At 72.4% G+C, this 16,854-nt stretch carries 16 protein-coding genes; 14 read left to right on the plus strand and 2 right to left on the minus strand.

Annotation, left to right across the window (positions count from 1 at the left end; genetic code table 11):
* The 7 genes from MLY01S_RS12680 to tsaD all read left to right on the plus strand — a co-directional run.
* Positions 1 to 190: holo-ACP synthase (locus MLY01S_RS12680; protein WP_373279967.1), on the plus strand; the 190-nt coding region annotated here is incomplete at its 5' end.
* Positions 187 to 1,911, plus strand: coding sequence for an NAD(P)H-hydrate dehydratase (locus tag MLY01S_RS09985; RefSeq protein ID WP_082740096.1), 1,725 nt, complete (start codon positions 187 to 189; stop codon positions 1,909 to 1,911). The genes MLY01S_RS12680 and MLY01S_RS09985, both read left to right, overlap by 4 nt.
* A 17-nt stretch (positions 1,912 to 1,928) precedes the next feature.
* Positions 1,929 to 3,215 (plus strand): alanine racemase, encoded by a 1,287-nt coding sequence (alr, locus tag MLY01S_RS09990; RefSeq protein ID WP_082740098.1) that lies wholly within the window; start codon positions 1,929 to 1,931, stop codon positions 3,213 to 3,215.
* Between the two features lie 110 nt (positions 3,216 to 3,325).
* Positions 3,326 to 3,916 carry a tRNA (adenosine(37)-N6)-threonylcarbamoyltransferase complex ATPase subunit type 1 TsaE gene (tsaE, locus tag MLY01S_RS09995; RefSeq protein WP_082740105.1) on the plus strand — a complete coding sequence of 197 codons (591 nt, stop codon included), beginning with the start codon at positions 3,326 to 3,328 and terminating at the stop codon, positions 3,914 to 3,916.
* A gap of 10 nt (positions 3,917 to 3,926) precedes the next feature.
* On the plus strand, positions 3,927 to 4,598 hold the full coding sequence (gene tsaB / locus MLY01S_RS10000) for a tRNA (adenosine(37)-N6)-threonylcarbamoyltransferase complex dimerization subunit type 1 TsaB (protein ID WP_067191670.1): 672 nt from the start codon (positions 3,927 to 3,929) through the stop codon (positions 4,596 to 4,598).
* A gap of 134 nt (positions 4,599 to 4,732) precedes the next feature.
* Entirely contained in the window at positions 4,733 to 5,287 is a 555-nt protein-coding gene (locus MLY01S_RS10005) for a GNAT family N-acetyltransferase (protein WP_067191693.1), read from the plus strand.
* A gap of 5 nt (positions 5,288 to 5,292) precedes the next feature.
* Positions 5,293 to 6,387, plus strand: a complete 1,095-nt coding sequence (gene tsaD / locus MLY01S_RS10010; RefSeq protein ID WP_067191671.1) for a tRNA (adenosine(37)-N6)-threonylcarbamoyltransferase complex transferase subunit TsaD — start codon at positions 5,293 to 5,295, stop codon at positions 6,385 to 6,387.
* A 3-nt stretch (positions 6,388 to 6,390) separates the two neighbouring features.
* Here tsaD and MLY01S_RS10015 read toward each other — a convergent pair whose 3' ends face one another.
* A complete protein-coding gene (locus MLY01S_RS10015) occupies positions 6,391 to 7,596 on the minus strand; it encodes a glutamate--cysteine ligase (protein WP_067191673.1) in 1,206 nt (401 codons plus the stop codon).
* A gap of 228 nt (positions 7,597 to 7,824) precedes the next feature.
* Between MLY01S_RS10015 and MLY01S_RS10020 the strand changes: the two genes are divergently transcribed.
* From MLY01S_RS10020 to groL, 7 genes are all read left to right on the plus strand, one after another.
* Positions 7,825 to 9,186: a class I SAM-dependent methyltransferase gene (locus MLY01S_RS10020; RefSeq protein WP_067191674.1), complete on the plus strand. Its 1,362-nt coding sequence runs from the start codon at positions 7,825 to 7,827 to the stop codon at positions 9,184 to 9,186.
* A gap of 221 nt (positions 9,187 to 9,407) precedes the next feature.
* Positions 9,408 to 10,442 (plus strand): siderophore ABC transporter substrate-binding protein, encoded by a 1,035-nt coding sequence (locus MLY01S_RS10025; RefSeq protein WP_067191676.1) that lies wholly within the window; start codon positions 9,408 to 9,410, stop codon positions 10,440 to 10,442.
* Positions 10,439 to 11,527 (plus strand): ABC transporter permease, encoded by a 1,089-nt coding sequence (locus MLY01S_RS10030; RefSeq protein WP_082740103.1) that lies wholly within the window; start codon positions 10,439 to 10,441, stop codon positions 11,525 to 11,527. The genes MLY01S_RS10025 and MLY01S_RS10030 overlap by 4 nt, the downstream gene beginning before the upstream one ends.
* Positions 11,520 to 12,593, plus strand: coding sequence for an iron chelate uptake ABC transporter family permease subunit (locus tag MLY01S_RS10035; protein WP_067191678.1), 1,074 nt, complete (start codon positions 11,520 to 11,522; stop codon positions 12,591 to 12,593). The genes MLY01S_RS10030 and MLY01S_RS10035 overlap by 8 nt, the downstream gene beginning before the upstream one ends.
* Positions 12,590 to 13,345 (plus strand): iron ABC transporter ATP-binding protein, encoded by a 756-nt coding sequence (locus tag MLY01S_RS10040; RefSeq protein ID WP_067191680.1) that lies wholly within the window; start codon positions 12,590 to 12,592, stop codon positions 13,343 to 13,345. Before MLY01S_RS10035 ends, MLY01S_RS10040 begins: the two co-directional genes overlap by 4 nt.
* 294 nt (positions 13,346 to 13,639) lie before the next feature.
* On the plus strand, positions 13,640 to 13,936 hold the full coding sequence (gene groES / locus MLY01S_RS10045; protein WP_067191682.1) for a co-chaperone GroES: 297 nt from the start codon (positions 13,640 to 13,642) through the stop codon (positions 13,934 to 13,936).
* A gap of 107 nt (positions 13,937 to 14,043) precedes the next feature.
* Complete coding sequence (gene groL / locus MLY01S_RS10050) at positions 14,044 to 15,648, plus strand: chaperonin GroEL (protein WP_067191684.1); 1,605 nt, start codon at positions 14,044 to 14,046, stop codon at positions 15,646 to 15,648.
* 208 nt (positions 15,649 to 15,856) lie between these two features.
* Here groL and MLY01S_RS10055 read toward each other — a convergent pair whose 3' ends face one another.
* Entirely contained in the window at positions 15,857 to 16,675 is an 819-nt protein-coding gene (locus tag MLY01S_RS10055) for a hypothetical protein (RefSeq protein ID WP_067191686.1), read from the minus strand.
* Positions 16,676 to 16,854 lie beyond the last annotated feature (179 nt).

The raw sequence follows: 16,854 nt of genomic DNA on the forward strand, positions 1-16,854 counted from the left end.
CCCCGCCGGGATGCAGTGGCAGCACTGTGAGGTCCCGCGCCCGAAACATGGGGACGGCCGCCCGGAGGTGCGCCTGTCCGGCACCGTGCAGGAGTGCGCGGACCGGCTCGGCGTGACCGATTGGCACCTGACCCTCAGCCACGACGGTCCGGTGGCCGTCGCCTACTGCATCGCCGAGGCCCGCCCATGAGTGCTCTCGACTCCTTCGCCGTCTCCGGCGCCGCCGTGCGCGCGGCCGAGCGCCCGCTGCTGGACGCCGGCCACGGCGACGAGCTGATGCGCCGCGCCGCCTGGGCGTTGGCCGGGCATGTGCTCGACGTGCTGCGCGAGCGTACGGGGCGGGTGGCCGGCACAGTGGTCGCCGCCCTGGTCGGCTCGGGCAACAACGGCGGCGACGCCCTGTGGGCCCTGGCCTTCCTGCGCCGCCGCGGGGTGGCCTGTACGGCGGTCCCCACGAGCCGGGACGAGCACGGAACCCCGAGGCTCCACGCGGCCGGTGCGGCGGCCCTGCGCGCGGCAGGCGGCCGGTTCGCCGACGCCCTGCCCGCCGACGCGGACGTGGTGGTCGACGGCATCCTCGGCACCGGCGCCACCGGCGAGGTCGTCCTTCCGTCTCCGGCCCGCGCCGTCCCGGCCGGCGCCGCCGTCGTCGCCTGCGACGTGCCCACGGGGGTGGACGCGGACACCGGCGACGTGGCCGGCGAGGTCCTCTCCGCCTCCTCCACCGTCACCTTCGGCGCCCTGAAGAACGGCCTGCTCGTCGGGCCCGGTGCCGCCGCCTCCGGGGACGTGCACGTCGTGGACATCGGCCTCGGCCCGCACCTGCCCACCGAGCCCCGCGAACGGCTGGAGCTCATGGACGCCCCGCAGGCCGCCGCCCTGGTGCCGGCCCCGGCGGCGGACGCCCACAAGTACCGCCGTGGTCTGGCCTGCGTGGCCGCAGGCTCCCCGCGCTACCCGGGGGCCGCGCTGCTGTGCGCCGGCGGCGCCCTGGCCGCCGGCGCCGGGATGGTGCACCTGGCCGCCCCGGACGCCGTCCGCGCCGCGTGCCTCACCGTCTGGCCCGAGGTCGTCGGCGGGACTGAGCCCTCGGCCGCCGAGCGCACCCATGCCTGGGTCGTCGGCCCCGGCCTGGACACGGACGCCGCCGCCGGTTCGCGCCTCGACGCGGTCCTCGAGGCGGCCGTGCAGCGCCGCGGGGGCGCCGTGGTCCTGGACGCCTCCGCCCTCGAGCTCGTCACCGCCGAGGACCTGCACCGCCTGCGTGCGGCCGGCGTGCAGGCCGTCCTGACTCCGCACGCGGGGGAATGGGCGCGTCTGGGCAGCCGGCTGGGCCGGCAGACCGAGGCGACCTGCGAGGCGGAGGCGAGCGGCCGTCGTCGGGGTCCGGGGCAGGACCTGCGGGACTTCGCCGAGGCCACCGGCGCGGTGGTCCTGCTCAAGGGTCCGCAGACGCTGGTGGCCTCCCCGTCCGGTGCGCTGTGGTGCGTGCGCGAGGGCGGGCCGGAGCTGGCCGTCGCCGGCAGCGGGGACGTGCTCTCCGGCGTCCTCGGCGCCGTGCTGGCGGCGGCCGTGGCACGGGCGGAACTGGCCGCCGAGGCATCGTCCGGGCCGAGCCGTCAGGGCGCCTCGGGGCCGGACACCGCCCCGGTGGACGGGGACCGGGCCGCCGCGCTCGCCGCCGCCGGCGCCTGGCTGCACGCCGCCGGCGCCGCCGGCCTGCAGCAGCAGACCCTGGTGCGCGCCAGCCAGCTGCACGAGGCCGTCGCCGCACTCCTGGGCCGGATGTGGCGTCCGGCCCTCACCGCGCGGCGCACCGGGCCGCCCGCCGCCGGCCTGTTTGAATCGACATCCACCCGCATCGACACCGCCCCGCAGCGGCCCGGCCGTCCGCCGGCGCTGCGCCCGTGACCACCTGGAAGGCATCCATGAGCGAGAACCCCACCGCCGCCGACTCCGCCGACCCCGTCGGCGCCGTCACCGCGCCCACAGCGGAGGGCCCCGCCGGGCCGCCCGCCGAGCGCGCCGCGCTGGTGGACCTGGACGCGATCGCCCACAACGTGCGCACCCTGCGCGAGCGCCTCACCCGCCCGGACGGCACCCGTGCCCTGCTCACGGCCGTGGTGAAGGCCGACGCCTACGGCCACGGCGCCACCCCGGTGGCCCGGGCCGCGCTCGCCGCCGGGGCGGACCGGCTCGGCGTCGCCCACGTCTCCGAGGCCCTGGCCCTGCGTGCCGCCGGGGTGGACGGCGAGATCCTCGCCTGGCTGCACACCGTCCACACGGACTTCGCCGCCGCCGTGGCCGCGGACGTCACCCTGGGCGTCTCCGGCTGGGACCTGGAGGCCGTCGCAGACGCCGCCCGCGCGGTCGGCCGCACCGCTCGCGTGCACCTGAAGCTGGACACCGGCCTGGGCCGCAACGGCGCCACCGCCGCGCAGTGGCCGCAGCTCGTGGACAGGGCCGCCGCCCTGCAGGCCGAGGGCGTGCTGTCCGTGGAGGGCATGTTCTCCCACCTGGCCGTGGCGGACGAGCCTGCACGGGCCGCCGAGACCGACGCCCAGCTGGCCGCCTTCCACGCCGGGTTCCAGCGGCTGCAGGCGGCCGGCCTCGGAGGGGACCGACCCGTGATCCGGCATCTGGCGAACACCCCGGCGGCGCTGACCCGAGACGACGTCCACCTGGACATGGTCCGCATCGGCCTCGGGATCTACGGGCTCTCCCCGTTCGAGGGCACCTCGGCCGAGCAGCTCGGCCTGCGTCCGGCCATGTCCGTGCGCACGTCCCTGGCCAACCTCAAGGAGGTCCCCGCGGACCAGGGCGTCTCCTACGGCTACCTCTACCGCACCGCCGGTCCCACCCGCCTCGGCCTGATCCCGCTGGGCTACGCGGACGGCGTCCCCCGCGTGGCGACGCACGCCCCCGTGCAGGTGGGCGGACGCCGCCTCGAGGTCGTCGGCCGCGTGGCCATGGACCAGATGGTCGTGGACCTCGGCCCCGCGGCGGACGCCTCCCGGACCGGTGAACGCGTCGGGACCCCGGTCGAGCTGTTCGGCCCTGCCTCCGGCATCCCCGCCGACGCCTGGGCCGCGGCCGCCGGCACCATCAACTACGAGCTCGTCACCCGCCTCGGCGCCCGCCTGACGCGCATCCACGTCCACGGCACGCCGGCCCTCGCCGCCGACCTGCCCGCCGTCACGGAGGGCCGCCCGTGACCGAGCACCCGCACAAGCCCACCGCCGCCTCCCACCCGGCACCGGCGCACCCCTCGGCCGAGGTGGACTCGCTGCTGCGCGGTGCCCCGGAGCCGGTGCAGACCGTGGAGCTGCCGCTGCCCGGCGCGGAGGCCACCCGGGACCTGGCGGCCGCGCTGGCCGGCCTGCTGCGTGCCGGAGACGTCCTCGTCCTCACCGGCGACCTCGGGGCCGGCAAGACGACGTTCACCCAGGGCCTGGGCCGCGGACTCGGCGTGCGCGAGGGGATCATCTCGCCGACCTTCGTGCTCTCCCGCATCCACCCGGCCGAGCACGGGGGCCCGGATCTGGTCCACGTGGACGCCTACCGCCTGCGCTCGGCCGCCGAGCTGACGGACCTGGACCTGGAGGAGTCCGTGCCGCACTCGGTCACTGTGGTCGAGTGGGGCCGCGGCCTGGCCGAGTCCCTCGCCGGGTTCCCCGCGGACCCGGACGCCTCCTGGCTGGACCTGCACCTTCTCCGCGCCACCGGCTTGGACCTGGAGGAGGACCACGACGACGGCCCGCTCGCCTCCGGCGGCATCGTCACCGACTTCTCGGATGAGGACGGCGACGGGGACGACGAGACGCGCACCGTGGTGCTCCGCGCCTACGGCCCCCGCTGGGCCGGCGCAGACCTCGCCGCCCTGGCCGACGGAGCCGGCGGCAGGGGACCGGCATAGACTGGCCGGCATGCCCACCCTGCTCGCCCTGGACACCTCCGCCGCCGCCTCGGTCGCCCTCGTGGCCGACGGTCAGACCCGTTCCTGCTGGACGGCGGCAGACACCACCTCCCACGCCGAGGCCCTGACCCCGGCGGTGCAGCAGGTCCTCGCCGAGGCCGGCGTGGACGGCAAGGACCTGGACGGCATCGCCGTGGGGGTCGGGCCCGGTCCCTTCACCGGACTGCGCGCCGGCCTGGCCACGGCCGAGGCCCTCGGCTTCGGCTGGGACGTGCCCGTCCACGGCGTCTGCAGCCTGGACGCTCTGGCGCACCGCGCGGCCGTCCACGCCTTCTCCGTGGGAGTGGAGGAGTACGTGGTGGCCATCGACGCCCGCCGCCGCGAGGTCTACTGGTCCCACCACGTGCAGGTCGGCGGCCAGGCCACCACCCTGCACGGACCCTTCGTCACCGGCGCCGCCGAGGTCACGGACCTGCCCGTCTACGGCGCCGGGGCCGGCCTCTACCCGGACCAGGTGCGTGCCGTCCCGGGCTGGGAGGACGCCGTCCCCGAGGCGGCCGCCGTCGGCGAGGTCGCCGCGTTGGCCCTGCGCCGCGGCCGCGGCCTGCGCCCGCTCACCCCGCTCTACCTGCGCGAGTCGGATGCGAAGGTCCCCGGCCCCCGCAAGCGGGCCTCCGCCTGATGGGGGAGGGCCAGCACGCAGGCGGGCCGTCCGACGGGCAGGGCCCCGGGCGCCCGGCGACGGCGCACCCTGGCGGGCCGACCGACCGCGGCGAGGCGGCCGTCGTTGTCCCCTCCGGCTTCCTGATCCGCCCGATGACGGTCTGGGACATCCCCGAGGTGCTGCAGCACGAGCAGACCCTCTTCCCCCTGGACGCGTGGCCGCCGGAGTTCTACGAGGCCGAGCTCGCCCAGTCCGGCCCGCACGGCGCCGAGGACCTCGCCGGGCGCCCGACCACCCGCGACTACCGCGTCGTCGTCCGGGACGAGACCGCGGACACCGAGGCCGGGCAGCACCCGGGGGACATCGTCGGCTACGGCGGCATCATGGTCGCCGGGGACGTGGCAGACGTGCAGACCATCGGCACCGTCCCCGAGGCCCAGGGCCGCGGCCTGGGTGCCGCGCAGCTGGCCTGGATGGTCGCCGAAGCCGCCCACCGCGGCGCAGAGGCCCTGATGCTCGAGGTCCGCGCCTCCAACGAGCCGGCCCGCCGCCTCTACGAGCGGCACGGGTTCGCCCACATCCACACCCGCCGCCGGTACTACCCCGGCGGCGAGGACGCCCTGATCCTGCGCCGGGAGCTGACCGCCGCGGACCGGGCGACGGCCGCGCAGGCGCACAGGACCGCAGAGGGGACGGACGTAGGATGACAGCCATGCCCACCACCTCCTGCTCCCCGCTCGTGCTCGGCATCGAGACCTCCTGCGACGAGACCGGCGTGGGCATCGTGCGCGGCACGCGGCTGCTGGCCCATGAGGTCGCCTCCTCGGTGGAGGAGCACGTCCGCTTCGGCGGCGTCATCCCGGAGATCGCGGCCCGTGCGCACCTGCAGGCGCTCATCCCGACCATCCGCCGTGCGCTCGAGGCCGCCGACGTCACCCTGGACGAGCTGGACGCGATCGCCGTGACCGCCGGGCCGGGCCTGGCCGGCGCCCTCATGGTCGGCGTCTCCGGTGCCAAGGCCCTGGCGGCCGCCGCCGGCAAGCCGCTCTACGGCATCAACCACCTCGTGGCGCACGTGGGCGTCGGCCTGATCGACGGCGTCCGACCCGAGGCGTGGGGCGATGCCCTGCCCGAGGACCTCGGCGCACTGCTGGTCTCCGGCGGCCACACCGAGATCCTCAAGGTGGACTCCCTCAGCACGGACGTCACCCTGCTGGGCTCCACCATCGACGATGCCGCCGGCGAGGCCTATGACAAGGTCGCCCGGCTCATCGGCGCCGGATACCCCGGCGGCCCCGTGATCGACCGCATGGCGAAGGAGGGCGACCCCACGTCCTTCCGCTTCCCGCGCGGACTCACCGCCGGCAAGTTCGTCTGCTCGGCACAGGAGCCGGGGAAGCACCGGCACGACTGGTCCTTCTCCGGACTGAAGACCGCCGTCTCCCGCGCAGTGGAGCAGTTCGAGGCCCGGGACATGCAGGTGCCCGCCGCGGACATCGCCGCCTCCTTCCAGGAGGCCGTGGCGGACGTGATCACCGCGAAGGCCGTGCGCGCCTGCCGCGAGCACGGGATCCGGCACCTGCTGCTCGGCGGCGGCGTGGCCGCGAACTCCCGTCTGCGCGGGCTGCTGGCGGACCGCTGCCGCTCCGCGGGCATTGAGCTGACCGTCCCGCCGGTGAACCTCTGCACGGACAACGGCGCGATGGTCGCGGCGCTCGGCGCGCGCCTCGTCATGGACGGCGTGGCACCGTCCCCGGCCGAGCTCGGTGCGGACCCGGGGCTTCCGGTCCAGGTCGTCAGCGTCTGAGACTCAGTCGGCCCGGTCCTGCGCGGCGTGCAGGGACCGGCGGGTGCGGGCCGCGGCGTCGCGCACCACCGCGCGCAGCGGGGCGACGTGATCGTCCTGGTCCTGCCCCTCGGCCGGCGGGACGGCGGAGGCCTCCTGCTCGATGCGGCGCTGCCGGTGTGCGGCGTTCTCCGCCATCATGGTGTGCACGTGGGCCAGCTGCTCCTCGCAGCCGAGCTCACGGGCCACCGGGGCCAGGCGGTCCAGCTCGTCGGACAGGTGCTCGCCCACCGGAGCCTTGGTGCCGTCCGGGGCGATGATGACCTTCGCATCCATGCCGTACCGGGCGGCGCGCCACTTGTTCTCCTGCGAGTACCACGGGGGGAGCACCGGAACGGTGCCGCCCCGCTCCAGGGAGGCGGCGAGGTCGTGGACCAGGCACTGGGTCAGGGCGGCGACGGCACCGATCTCCTCGAGGGTCGCCATGCCGTCGCACACCCGCATCTCCACCGTGCCCAGGCGCGGCACCGCGCGGACGTCCCAGCGGCACTCCGTGGCATCCTCGATCATCCCGGAGGAGACCATGTCCTCCACGCACGCGACGAACTCGTCGTACTCCTCGAACTGGAACGGCAGGCCCGCGGTGGGCAGCTGCTGGAACACCAGCGTGCGCTGGGACTGGTAGCCGGTGTCCAGGCCGGCCCAGAAGGGGGAGGAGGCGGACAGCGCCAGAAGGTGCGGGAAGCGGTTCACCAGGCCGTTGACGACGGGCATGGCCTTGGAGACGTCGTCCAGGCCGACGTGCACGTGCACGCCGAAGATGAGCATCTGCCGGCCCCAGTACTGCGTCAGCTCGACCATGCGCCCGTAGCGCTCCTTGTCCGTCACCTTCTGCATGTAGGGCTCGGCGAAAGGATGCGAGCCCTGGCAGTACAGGTGCAGGCCGCGGGCCTCGGCGGCGGACAGCACGTCCCCGGCGATCGCGCCGAGCTCGGTGACGGCCGAGTCCACGGTGCGGTGTACGCCGGTCACGAGCTCCACCGTGTTCTCCAGCAGCTCGGCGGTGACGTGCGGGTTGTCCTCCGCGTCCTCGAGGCCGGCGGCCCGGGCCATGGCCTCGATCACCTGCGGCGCTTCGGCGCGCAGGTCTCCGGTGGCCGCGTCCACGAGGGCCAGTTCCCACTCGATGCCGAGGGTGGACTGGTCGGAGTGTGCGAAGTCCAGAGTCATGCGGACATCCTACGGTCGGCCCGGCCGCCTTGGTGGCGCCTGTGACCTGGATCCCCTGTGACCTGGACCCCCGTGACCTCAGGGACGGCGGGGCTGGAGGACGGCAGGGCCTGGGGGACGGCGGGGCAGGTGGATGCAGGGCAGCCGCACGGGCGGCGTCCGGGGCGTCGGTGCGCAGGGTTCGGCCCGCCGTCGGCCCTGGCCGAACGCGTCCGTAGAGTGGGGTCCATGTGCGTGTCGACCTCCCGTCCCGCCGCCGCGGACTCGGTCCCGGACGCCACGGTGCTCGCCCCCGTCCTCGACCCGGAGGGGCGGGCGCTGCTGGACTCGCTGCGGGCCGAGGACGCCGCGGACCCGCTGGCGACCTCCTCCCGCCTGCGGGCGGCCGGCCACTCCGCCGAGACGGTGGCCGCCGTGCTCACCCAGCTGTCTCTGCGGGCGAAGGCCGCCGCCAAGTTGGGCCCGCAGGCCTGGGAGCTGCTGCTCACCCGTGACGGGCTCGAGCAGGCCACACGCCTGGTGGTGGCAGAGCACCACGCCTCTCGCCTGGCCGCAGCAGGGGTGCGGCATGTGGCGGACCTGGGCTGCGGCATCGGGGCGGACGCCCTCGCCTTCGTCCGCGCAGGCCTGCGCGTGACCGCGGTGGAGCGGGACGCCACGGTGGCCGCGGCCGCCGCCGCGAACCTCGCGGGCAGTCCCCGCGCCGAGGTCCTCCACGCTGACGGCATCGCCTGGGCGGCGGCCCATGCCGGGCAGGTCGATGCCCTCTGGCTCGACCCGGCCCGGCGTCAGGTCACCGGCGCCGCATCCGCGGCCCGGGTGTTCGATCCGGAGGCGTTCTCACCGACTCTGACCGACGTCTTCGCGCTCGCGGAGGCCGGTCACCGTCTGGCCGTGAAGCTCGGCCCCGGCCTGCCGCACGGAGCCGTCCCCGCCGGTGCGGAGGCGCAGTGGGTCTCCGCGGACGGCGAGGTCACCGAGGTCTGCCTCTACACCGGCTCCCTGGCGCGCCCCGGTGTCCGCCGGGCCGCCCTGGTGCTGCGCACGCGCGGCGAGCGTGCCGGCGCCTCGGCGGAGATCGTCAGCGCCGTGGACCGGGACGGCTCGCCGGAGCTCGACGAGGTCGGCGAGGCGGGGCTGGCCGCCCTGCCCGGTGCCGTCCTCTACGAACCGGACGGTGCGGTCATCCGCGCCGGGCTCGTCTCCGACCTCGGTGCCCGCTGGCACGACGGCGGCCACCGCACCCGGATGCTCGACGCCCACCTCGCGTACCTCGTCGCCGACGACGCGCTGCGGACCGGCCTCGCCGACGGCTACCGCATCGAGGCCGTCCACCCGCTGAACATCAAGCACCTCAAGCGGTGGGCCCGAGAGGCCGCAGTGACCCGTCTGGACGTGAAGAAGCGCGGCGTCTCGGTCACCCCGGAGCAGCTGCGAGCCCAGCTGCTGGGAGGCGGAGGAAAGAAGAAGGCGGCCAGGTCCAAGGCGGCGGCGGGGCCGTCGTCGGGACGGGCCGGGGGACGGCACGCGACGCTGGTGCTGGCCCGGGTCGGTGAGGCCAAGGTGGCTCTCGAGGTGACGCCGCTGTAGAGGCACGGCGTGCGCTCCCTCGCCCGTCGGGCGCCGATTTTTCAGCACACGCCCTGGTCAGAAGGGGGCGATGTGATCTGCGGCAATTCGTTTGGGTCAATACGAAACAGTCATGTACGCTAATCGGGCGAGGTAAGGCATGCCTGACCTAAGGGCCTCGTCATCACACTCATCCACCGCCGGACCTTGAATCCGGCCCGTCACGCAAAGGGACCACTTCCATGGCCTTCTTCCGCCAGCGCGCCACCGGCGCCCTCGCCCTCTCCGCCGCCGCCCTCCTGGCGCTGTCCGCCTGCGCAGGAGGGGACTCCGCCTCCACGAGCAGCGGCGCCTCCGCCTCCGCCTCGCAGGCAGAGCAGGGCACCCCCGCCGCCACCGTCACGGACATGGCCGGCGACGAGGTCACGCTGCCCGAGGACCCGAAGAGCGTCATCGCCACGGACAACCGCTCCTTCCGCACCCTGGACGACTGGGGCATCGAGCTCTCCGCCGCGCCTCGTGCGCTCATGAACGGCACGGGGGTCTCCTATGAGGAGAACGACGACGTCTACGACCTCGGCTCCCATCGCGAGCCGGACATGGAGGGCTTCGTCACCGCCGAGCCGGACCTGATCATCAACGGCCAGCGGTTCTCCAACATGAAGGAGGACATCAAGGGCCTGGCCCCGGAGGCCGCCCTCGTGGACACGAACATCGACACCGAGGCCGAGGACTTCCGGATGGACGAGGCCCTGAAGCAGCACACCACCCTGCTCGGCGAGGTCTTCGGCCACCAGGACGACGCGAAGAAGCTGATCGAGGACTTCGACGCCTCCATCGAGCGCGCCAAGGACGCCTATGACAAGGACCAGACCGTGATGGGCCTGATCGCCTCCGGCGGCAACCTCGCCTACGCGGCCCCGAGCACCGGCCGCGCGGTCGGCCCGGTGTTCGACATCCTCGGCCTGACCCCGTCCCTGGAGCAGGACGGCTCGACCAACCACATGGGAGACGACATCTCGGTCGAGGCCATCGCGCAGTCGAACCCGGACTGGATCATCGTGATGGATCGCGACGCGGCCACGAGCGCCTCGAAGGAGGCGGACTACTCCACCGCGGAGGAGCTCATCAAGCAGTCCCCGGCCCTGAAGGACGTCACGGCGGTGAAGGAGGATCAGATCATCTACCTGCCGAACAACTTCTACCTCACTGAGGACATCCAGAACTACACGACCCTCATGAACGAGATCGCAGACGCGTTCGAGAGCAAGGCATGACCTCCGCTCACACGAGCACGCAGGCGCCGGGTCCGGCAGCGGACCCGGCGCTTCGCCGTGACCCCATGGCCCGCGCCGCGGACGGTGACGACCGCTTCTGCTGGGTCCCCCCGGTGCCGGTACGGCGGCCCAAGACCCGGTGGCAGCGCACCTGGCCCCTGCTGGTCGGTGGACTGATCACCCTGGCGGTGGTGGTGACGTCCCTCTTCGTGGGCGTCTACGACGTGGTCAACGCTGAGGGCGGCTGGGCGATGTTCCAGACCACCCGCGTCCCGCGCACGGTCTCCCTCGTGCTCGCCGGATCCGCGATGGCGATGGCCGGCCTGGTGATGCAGCTGATGACGCAGAACAGGTTCGTGGAGCCCACCACCACGGGCACCACCGAGTGGGCGGGCCTGGGCCTGCTGATCACGCTGATCCTGTTCCCGGGCGCCCCGCTGATGGTCCGCATGGTCGGGGCCATCGTGTTCGCGCTGGTGGGCACGCTCGTGTTCTTCCTCTTCCTGCGGCGGGTGACCCTGAAGTCCTCGCTGATCGTGCCGATCGTGGGCATCATGCTCGGCGCCGTCGTGGGGGCGGCCTCCACGTTCCTGGCCCTGGAGACGGACATGCTCCAGCAGGTGGGGCAGTGGTTCAACGGCTCCTTCACGTCCGTCGTCGGCAGCCGCTACCTGCCGATGTGGGCCACCCTCGTGGTCCTCGTGGCCGTGTTCGTGATCGCCGACCGCTTCACCGTGGCGGGCCTCGGCAAGGACATCGCCACGAACGTCGGCCTCAACTACACGGCGGTGGTCTTCACCGGCGTCACCATGGTGGCACTGGTGACCGGTGTGACCACCGTGGTCATCGGGTCCCTGCCGTTCCTCGGGCTCGTGGTGCCGAACCTGGTGTCCATGGTCCGCGGCGACGACCTGCGGTCGAACCTGCCGTGGGTGTGCATGGTCGGCGTGTGGATCGTGGGCGTCTGCGACATCCTCGCCCGTGTGGTCATCGCCCCGTTCGAGGTGCCCGTGTCCGTCATCCTGGGCATCGTCGGCGCCGGCGTTTTCGTGTTCCTGCTCGTGAGGAGGCGCCGCGGTGCCTGACGTGCTCAAGACCTCCAGCGCCGGACCGGACTCCGCGCAGGCCCCCGCCTCCACGGCGGACAGGCCGCGCCAGTCCGGGCCGTTCACCGACTCCCGCCACCGCACCCGGTACATCCTGCTGGTCGCGGTGCTCGTGCTGGTCTCGGCCGGCTCCACCCTCGGCATCCTGCTCTGGGACAACAAGGCCGCCCCGGGCACCCGGGCCTTCGAGCTGATCGTCGGCATGCGCATGGACGCGCTGGTGGTGATCGCCGTCGTCGCGTTCTGCCAGGCCTTCGCCACGGTCTCCTTCCAGACCGCCACGGGCAACCGGATCATCACGCCCTCGATCATGGGCTTCGAAGCCCTGTACACGGTCATCCAGACCGCCACCGTCTTCTTCCTGGGCGCCGCGGGCCTGACGCTCTTCGCCGGGGGAGCGCAGTTCTTCCTCCAGGCCGGCGCCATGGTCCTGTTCGCCACGGCGCTCTACACGTGGCTGCTCTCCGGCCGGCTCGGATCGATCCACATCATGCTGCTGGTGGGCGTCGTGATCGGCGGCGGCCTCGGCTCGCTGTCCTCCTTCATGCAGCGCATCATGGACCCCAACGAGTTCGACCTGCTTACCGCCCGCCTGTTCGGCAACATCGGCAACGCGGACACGGCCAACCTGAAGTACGTCATCCCGATCGTCGCGGTGACCGGCCTGGTGATCTGGCTGCGGGCCCGCCGCATGAACCTGGTGGCGCTCGGTGCAGACGTGACCAACAACCTGGGGCTGAACCACAAGCGGGAGGTCATGGTCTCGCTCTTCCTGGTGTCCGTGCTCATGTCCATGACCACCTCTCTGATCGGCCCGATGACCTTCCTCGGGTTCCTCGTGGCCACCCTGGCCTACTCGGCCACGGACACCTACGACCATCGGCTGGTGCTGCCGGTCGCGTTCCTCATCGGCTATGCGATCCTCTCCACCGCCTACTTCGTGCTGCGGCACGTCTTCTACGCCCAGGGCGCGGTGACGGTGATCATCGAGCTCGTGGGCGGACTCGTCTTCCTGTTCGTCATCATGCGGAAGGGCCGCCTGTGATCACCCTCGAGAACGTCTCCAAGACCTACGGCGCCGAGACGACCATCGGCCCGGTGTCCTTCGAGATCCCCGCCGGCGGCGTGACCGCCCTGGTCGGCCCCAACGGCGCCGGCAAGTCCACCGTGCTCACCATGATGGGCCGCCTCCAGGAGGTGGACTCCGGCACCATCACGGTGAACGGCAGGGACATCACCGGCACCTCGTCCCGGGAGCTGGCGAAGACCCTGGCGATCCTGCGTCAGGAGAACCACTTCATCACCCGCCTCACGGTCCGCCAGCTGGTGGGCTTCGGCCGCTACCCGTACTCCAGGGGCCGCATCACGGTGGAGGACGAGAAGTACATCTCCGAGGCCATCGACTTCCTCAATCTCACCGCGTATGAGAACCGCTACCTGGACCAGCTCTCCGGCGGTCAGCGCCAGCGGGCCTACGTGGCCATGGTGTTGGCGCAGGACACGGACTACGTGCTGTTGGACGAGCCGCTGAACAACCTGGACATGCAGCACTCGGTGCAGATGATGAAGCAGCTGCGCCGCACCGCGGACGTCCTCGGCCGCACCGTGGTGATCGTCATGCACGACATCAACTTCGCCGCCGCCTATGCGGACCAGATCGTCGCCATGAACGACGGCCGGGTCTCCACGGTCGGCACCCCGGCCGAGATCATGCGCCCGGACGTGCTCCAGGGCATCTTCCACACCCCCTTCGAGGTCGTGGACGGCCCGGCCGGCCCGCTCGCCGTCTACTACTGAGCACTGCGTCGGCGACGACGGCCCCCCTCCCCGTCCCGTCCTCCTCGCCCCGGTGCGGGGACGGACGGAGGCGAGGGGGCGTCGTCGTGCCCCGGCGAGGGGCGCCGGCAGGCGCGCGTGCGCGCCCTCAGCGGACAGCTGGCACTCGCCTTGACCGAGTGCCAGGCGGGTTCCTAGAGTCATGGGTGTTGGCACTCGGGCCCTCCGGGTGCCAAGAATCCAGAACACCTCTGCCATCCGGCACCCGCGACGACGGTTCGGCAGTGACGAGTCGAAGAAGAAGGAGTGTGCAGCATGTCTGTCTCCATCAAGCCCCTCGAGGACCGCATCGTTGTCCGCCCGCTCGAGGCCGAGCAGACCACCGCGTCCGGCCTCGTGATCCCGGACACCGCCAAGGAGAAGCCGCAGGAGGGCCAGGTCGTGGCCGTCGGCCCGGGCCGCGTCGCCGAGAACGGCAACCGCGTGCCGGTGGACGTCGCCGAGGGCGACGTCGTCCTGTACTCCAAGTACGGCGGCACCGAGGTGAAGGTGAACGGCGAGGAGTACCTGGTGCTCTCCGCCCGCGACGTGCTGGCTGTCGTCACCAAGTGACCCGCCGCGACGGGCCCGGCGAGCGGCGCGCACCGCACCGGTGCGCGCGCCCCGGGCCCCTCGCGTCTTCGCACCCTCTGACTCCCTGAATGAAAGGAGCGTCCGTCATGGCCAAGCAGCTGGCTTTCAACGACGACGCACGCCGCGCCCTCCAGGCCGGCATCGACAAGCTCGCCGACACCGTCAAGGTCACCCTCGGCCCCAAGGGCCGCAACGTCGTCCTGGACAAGGCATGGGGCGCGCCCACCATCACCAACGACGGCGTGACCATCGCCCGTGAGGTGGAGCTGGACGACCCCTACGAGAACATGGGCGCCCAGCTCGCCAAGGAGGTCGCGACCAAGACCAACGACATCGCCGGCGACGGCACCACCACCGCCACCGTCCTGGCCCAGGCCCTCGTGAACGAGGGCATGCGCCAGGTGGCCGCCGGTGCCGCCCCGAACGAGGTCAAGAAGGGCATCGCGACCGCCGTGGCCGCCGTCGAGCGCCGCCTGCTCGAGAACGCCCGCCCGGTCGAGGGCAAGGAGGTGGCCCACGTGGCCGCCATCTCCGCCCAGAACGACGAGGTCGGCGAGCTGCTGGCCCGCGCCTTCGACACCGTCGGCACCGACGGCGTCATCACCATCGAGGAGTCCTCCACGACCTCCACCGAGCTGGACGTGACCGAGGGCATGCAGTTCGACAAGGGCTTCCTGTCCCCGTACATGGTGACCGACGCCGAGCGCCAGGAGGCCGTCCTCGAGGACGCCTACGTGCTCATCAACTCCGGCAAGATCTCCAACGTGCAGGAGCTGCTGCCCCTGCTGGAGAAGGTCCTGCAGTCCAACAAGCCGCTGTTCGTGATCGCCGAGGACGTCGAGGGCGAGGCCCTCTCCACCCTGGTGGTCAACAAGATCCGCGGCACCCTGAACGTGGTGGCCGTGAAGGCTCCGGGGTTCGGCGACCGCCGCAAGGCGATGATGCAGGACATCGCGATCCTCACCGGCGCCCAGGTGGTCTCCCCGGACCTCGGCATGAAGCTGGAGCAGGCCGACCTGGACGTGCTGGGCACCGCCCGCCGCGTCACCGTCACCAAGGACTCCACCACCATCGTGGACGGCGGCGGCGCCGCCGACGAGGTGGAGGCCCGTGTGGCCCAGATCAAGGCCGAGGCCGCCGCCACCGACTCTGACTGGGACAGGGAGAAGCTCCAGGAGCGCCTGGCCAAGCTCGCCGGCGGCGTCGGCGTGATCCGCGTGGGCGCCGCCACCGAGGTGGAGCTCAAGGAGCGCAAGCACCGCATCGAGGACGCCGTGTCCTCCACCCGTGCGGCCCTGGAGGAGGGCATCGTCGCCGGCGGCGGCACCGCCCTCATCAACGCCCTGGCCGTCCTGGACGAGGACGAGGCCGTCCAGGGGCTGACCGACGACGCGCTCGTGGGTGTGGACATCGTCCGCAAGGCCCTGAAGCAGCCGCTGCGCTGGATCGCCCAGAACGCCGGTGAGGACGGCTACGTGGTCGTCTCCAAGGTTGCGGAGATGGAGCCCAACCAGGGCTTCAACGCCAAGACCGGCGTGTACGGAGACCTGATCGCCGACGGCGTGGTCGACCCGGTGAAGGTGACCCGTTCGGCCCTGGCCAACGCCGCCTCCATCGCCGCCCTGGTGCTCACCACCGAGACCCTCGTGGCGGACAAGCCGGAGGACGACGAGGACGACCACCAGCACTGACGCCCGTCACGGCCTGCAGCAGCCGCGTCCGCTCGCGACGTCGCCCCCGTGCCATCCGTATCGATGGCGCGGGGGCGACCATCCTGCCGGGCCCGCAATACCCCGCTACTCCTGGAGCGAGGCTCGGCCGGCTCGACCACAGACGCAGACGACGAAGGGTCCCAGCAATTCCTTGCTGGGACCCTTCGTGGTGCTCAGGCTTGCCGTATCACCAGATGCCGTTGGTGGAGTTGGCGTACTGGATTCCGGAAGTGGTGTTTCCGCTCGTCCGGGAGTCGAGGGTCGCACCGGCGGCGAGCTGACCGGAGCCCTTGGGGCCGGTGTAGGACCAGACGACCGGGCTCGTCCACGTGCTGAGCTTCTCGTTGTAGTAGTCGATGCAGTCGGCCGAGACGCCCTTTTCCAGGAGCGACTCGAACGTGGGCGCACCTGAGCCGGTGCTCGGGGTCACCAGGAGCGCATCATGGATACGGCCCCGACCGGTGGCGCCGTCACCGAAGCCGATCGCGATGTCCGCCTCGTTGTCGCCCAGGCCGGCACCCGGAAGCTTGCCCGAGAAAGTCCACTGGATCTTCGCGTCTCGGCCACCGACGGGGACGGGCGAGGAGCCGCGTTCGGTCTGAGACCAGGTGCGCGAACCCCAGGAGGTGCGGACCCCGGTGATGTCACGCACGTTGGTCACGGAGAGCTCGTTCACGCGGACCACGTCGATGGCCACCTTGAGGGGGTTCGTCTTGGTGAACGTGTAGGTGCACCGGGAGAGGTTCTTGATGTTGACGTAGGCATCGGTGGCGAAGCCATCGCCAGCGTTGAGCGGCTGGTAGAAGTTGATCTCGAGCTTGAGCGGAGCTCCGTTGCACGTCAGTGCGGCGGTGGCGTCCGCGAAGGCCTGATCGATGATCGTCTTGCTCTCGGCCGTGCAGGTGGGGGAGGCGGCCATGGCGGGGGCCGCGGCGGCGACCGCGACGGCGGGCACCGACCAGGCGATGCCCTGTGCGACGGAACGACGGGAAAGGTTCTCGGTCATGGGAATCCTTCGGGAATAGCAGGGAAACCGACGGATCGGGCCATCAGGGATGTATCTTACGCTTACGCCGTCGGCCCCAATGTACCCCACTCTCGTAGCGAAAAGGTCTATGAATTCGCTATGAACACGGTTCGGTTGACGGGCGGGCCGGAAGGGCGGTGCCGGGGCCGGTCCGCGCA

The sequence above is a fragment of the Micrococcus lylae NBRC 15355 genome, assembly GCF_001570885.1.
GTDB classification, from domain to species: domain Bacteria; phylum Actinomycetota; class Actinomycetes; order Actinomycetales; family Micrococcaceae; genus Micrococcus; species Micrococcus lylae.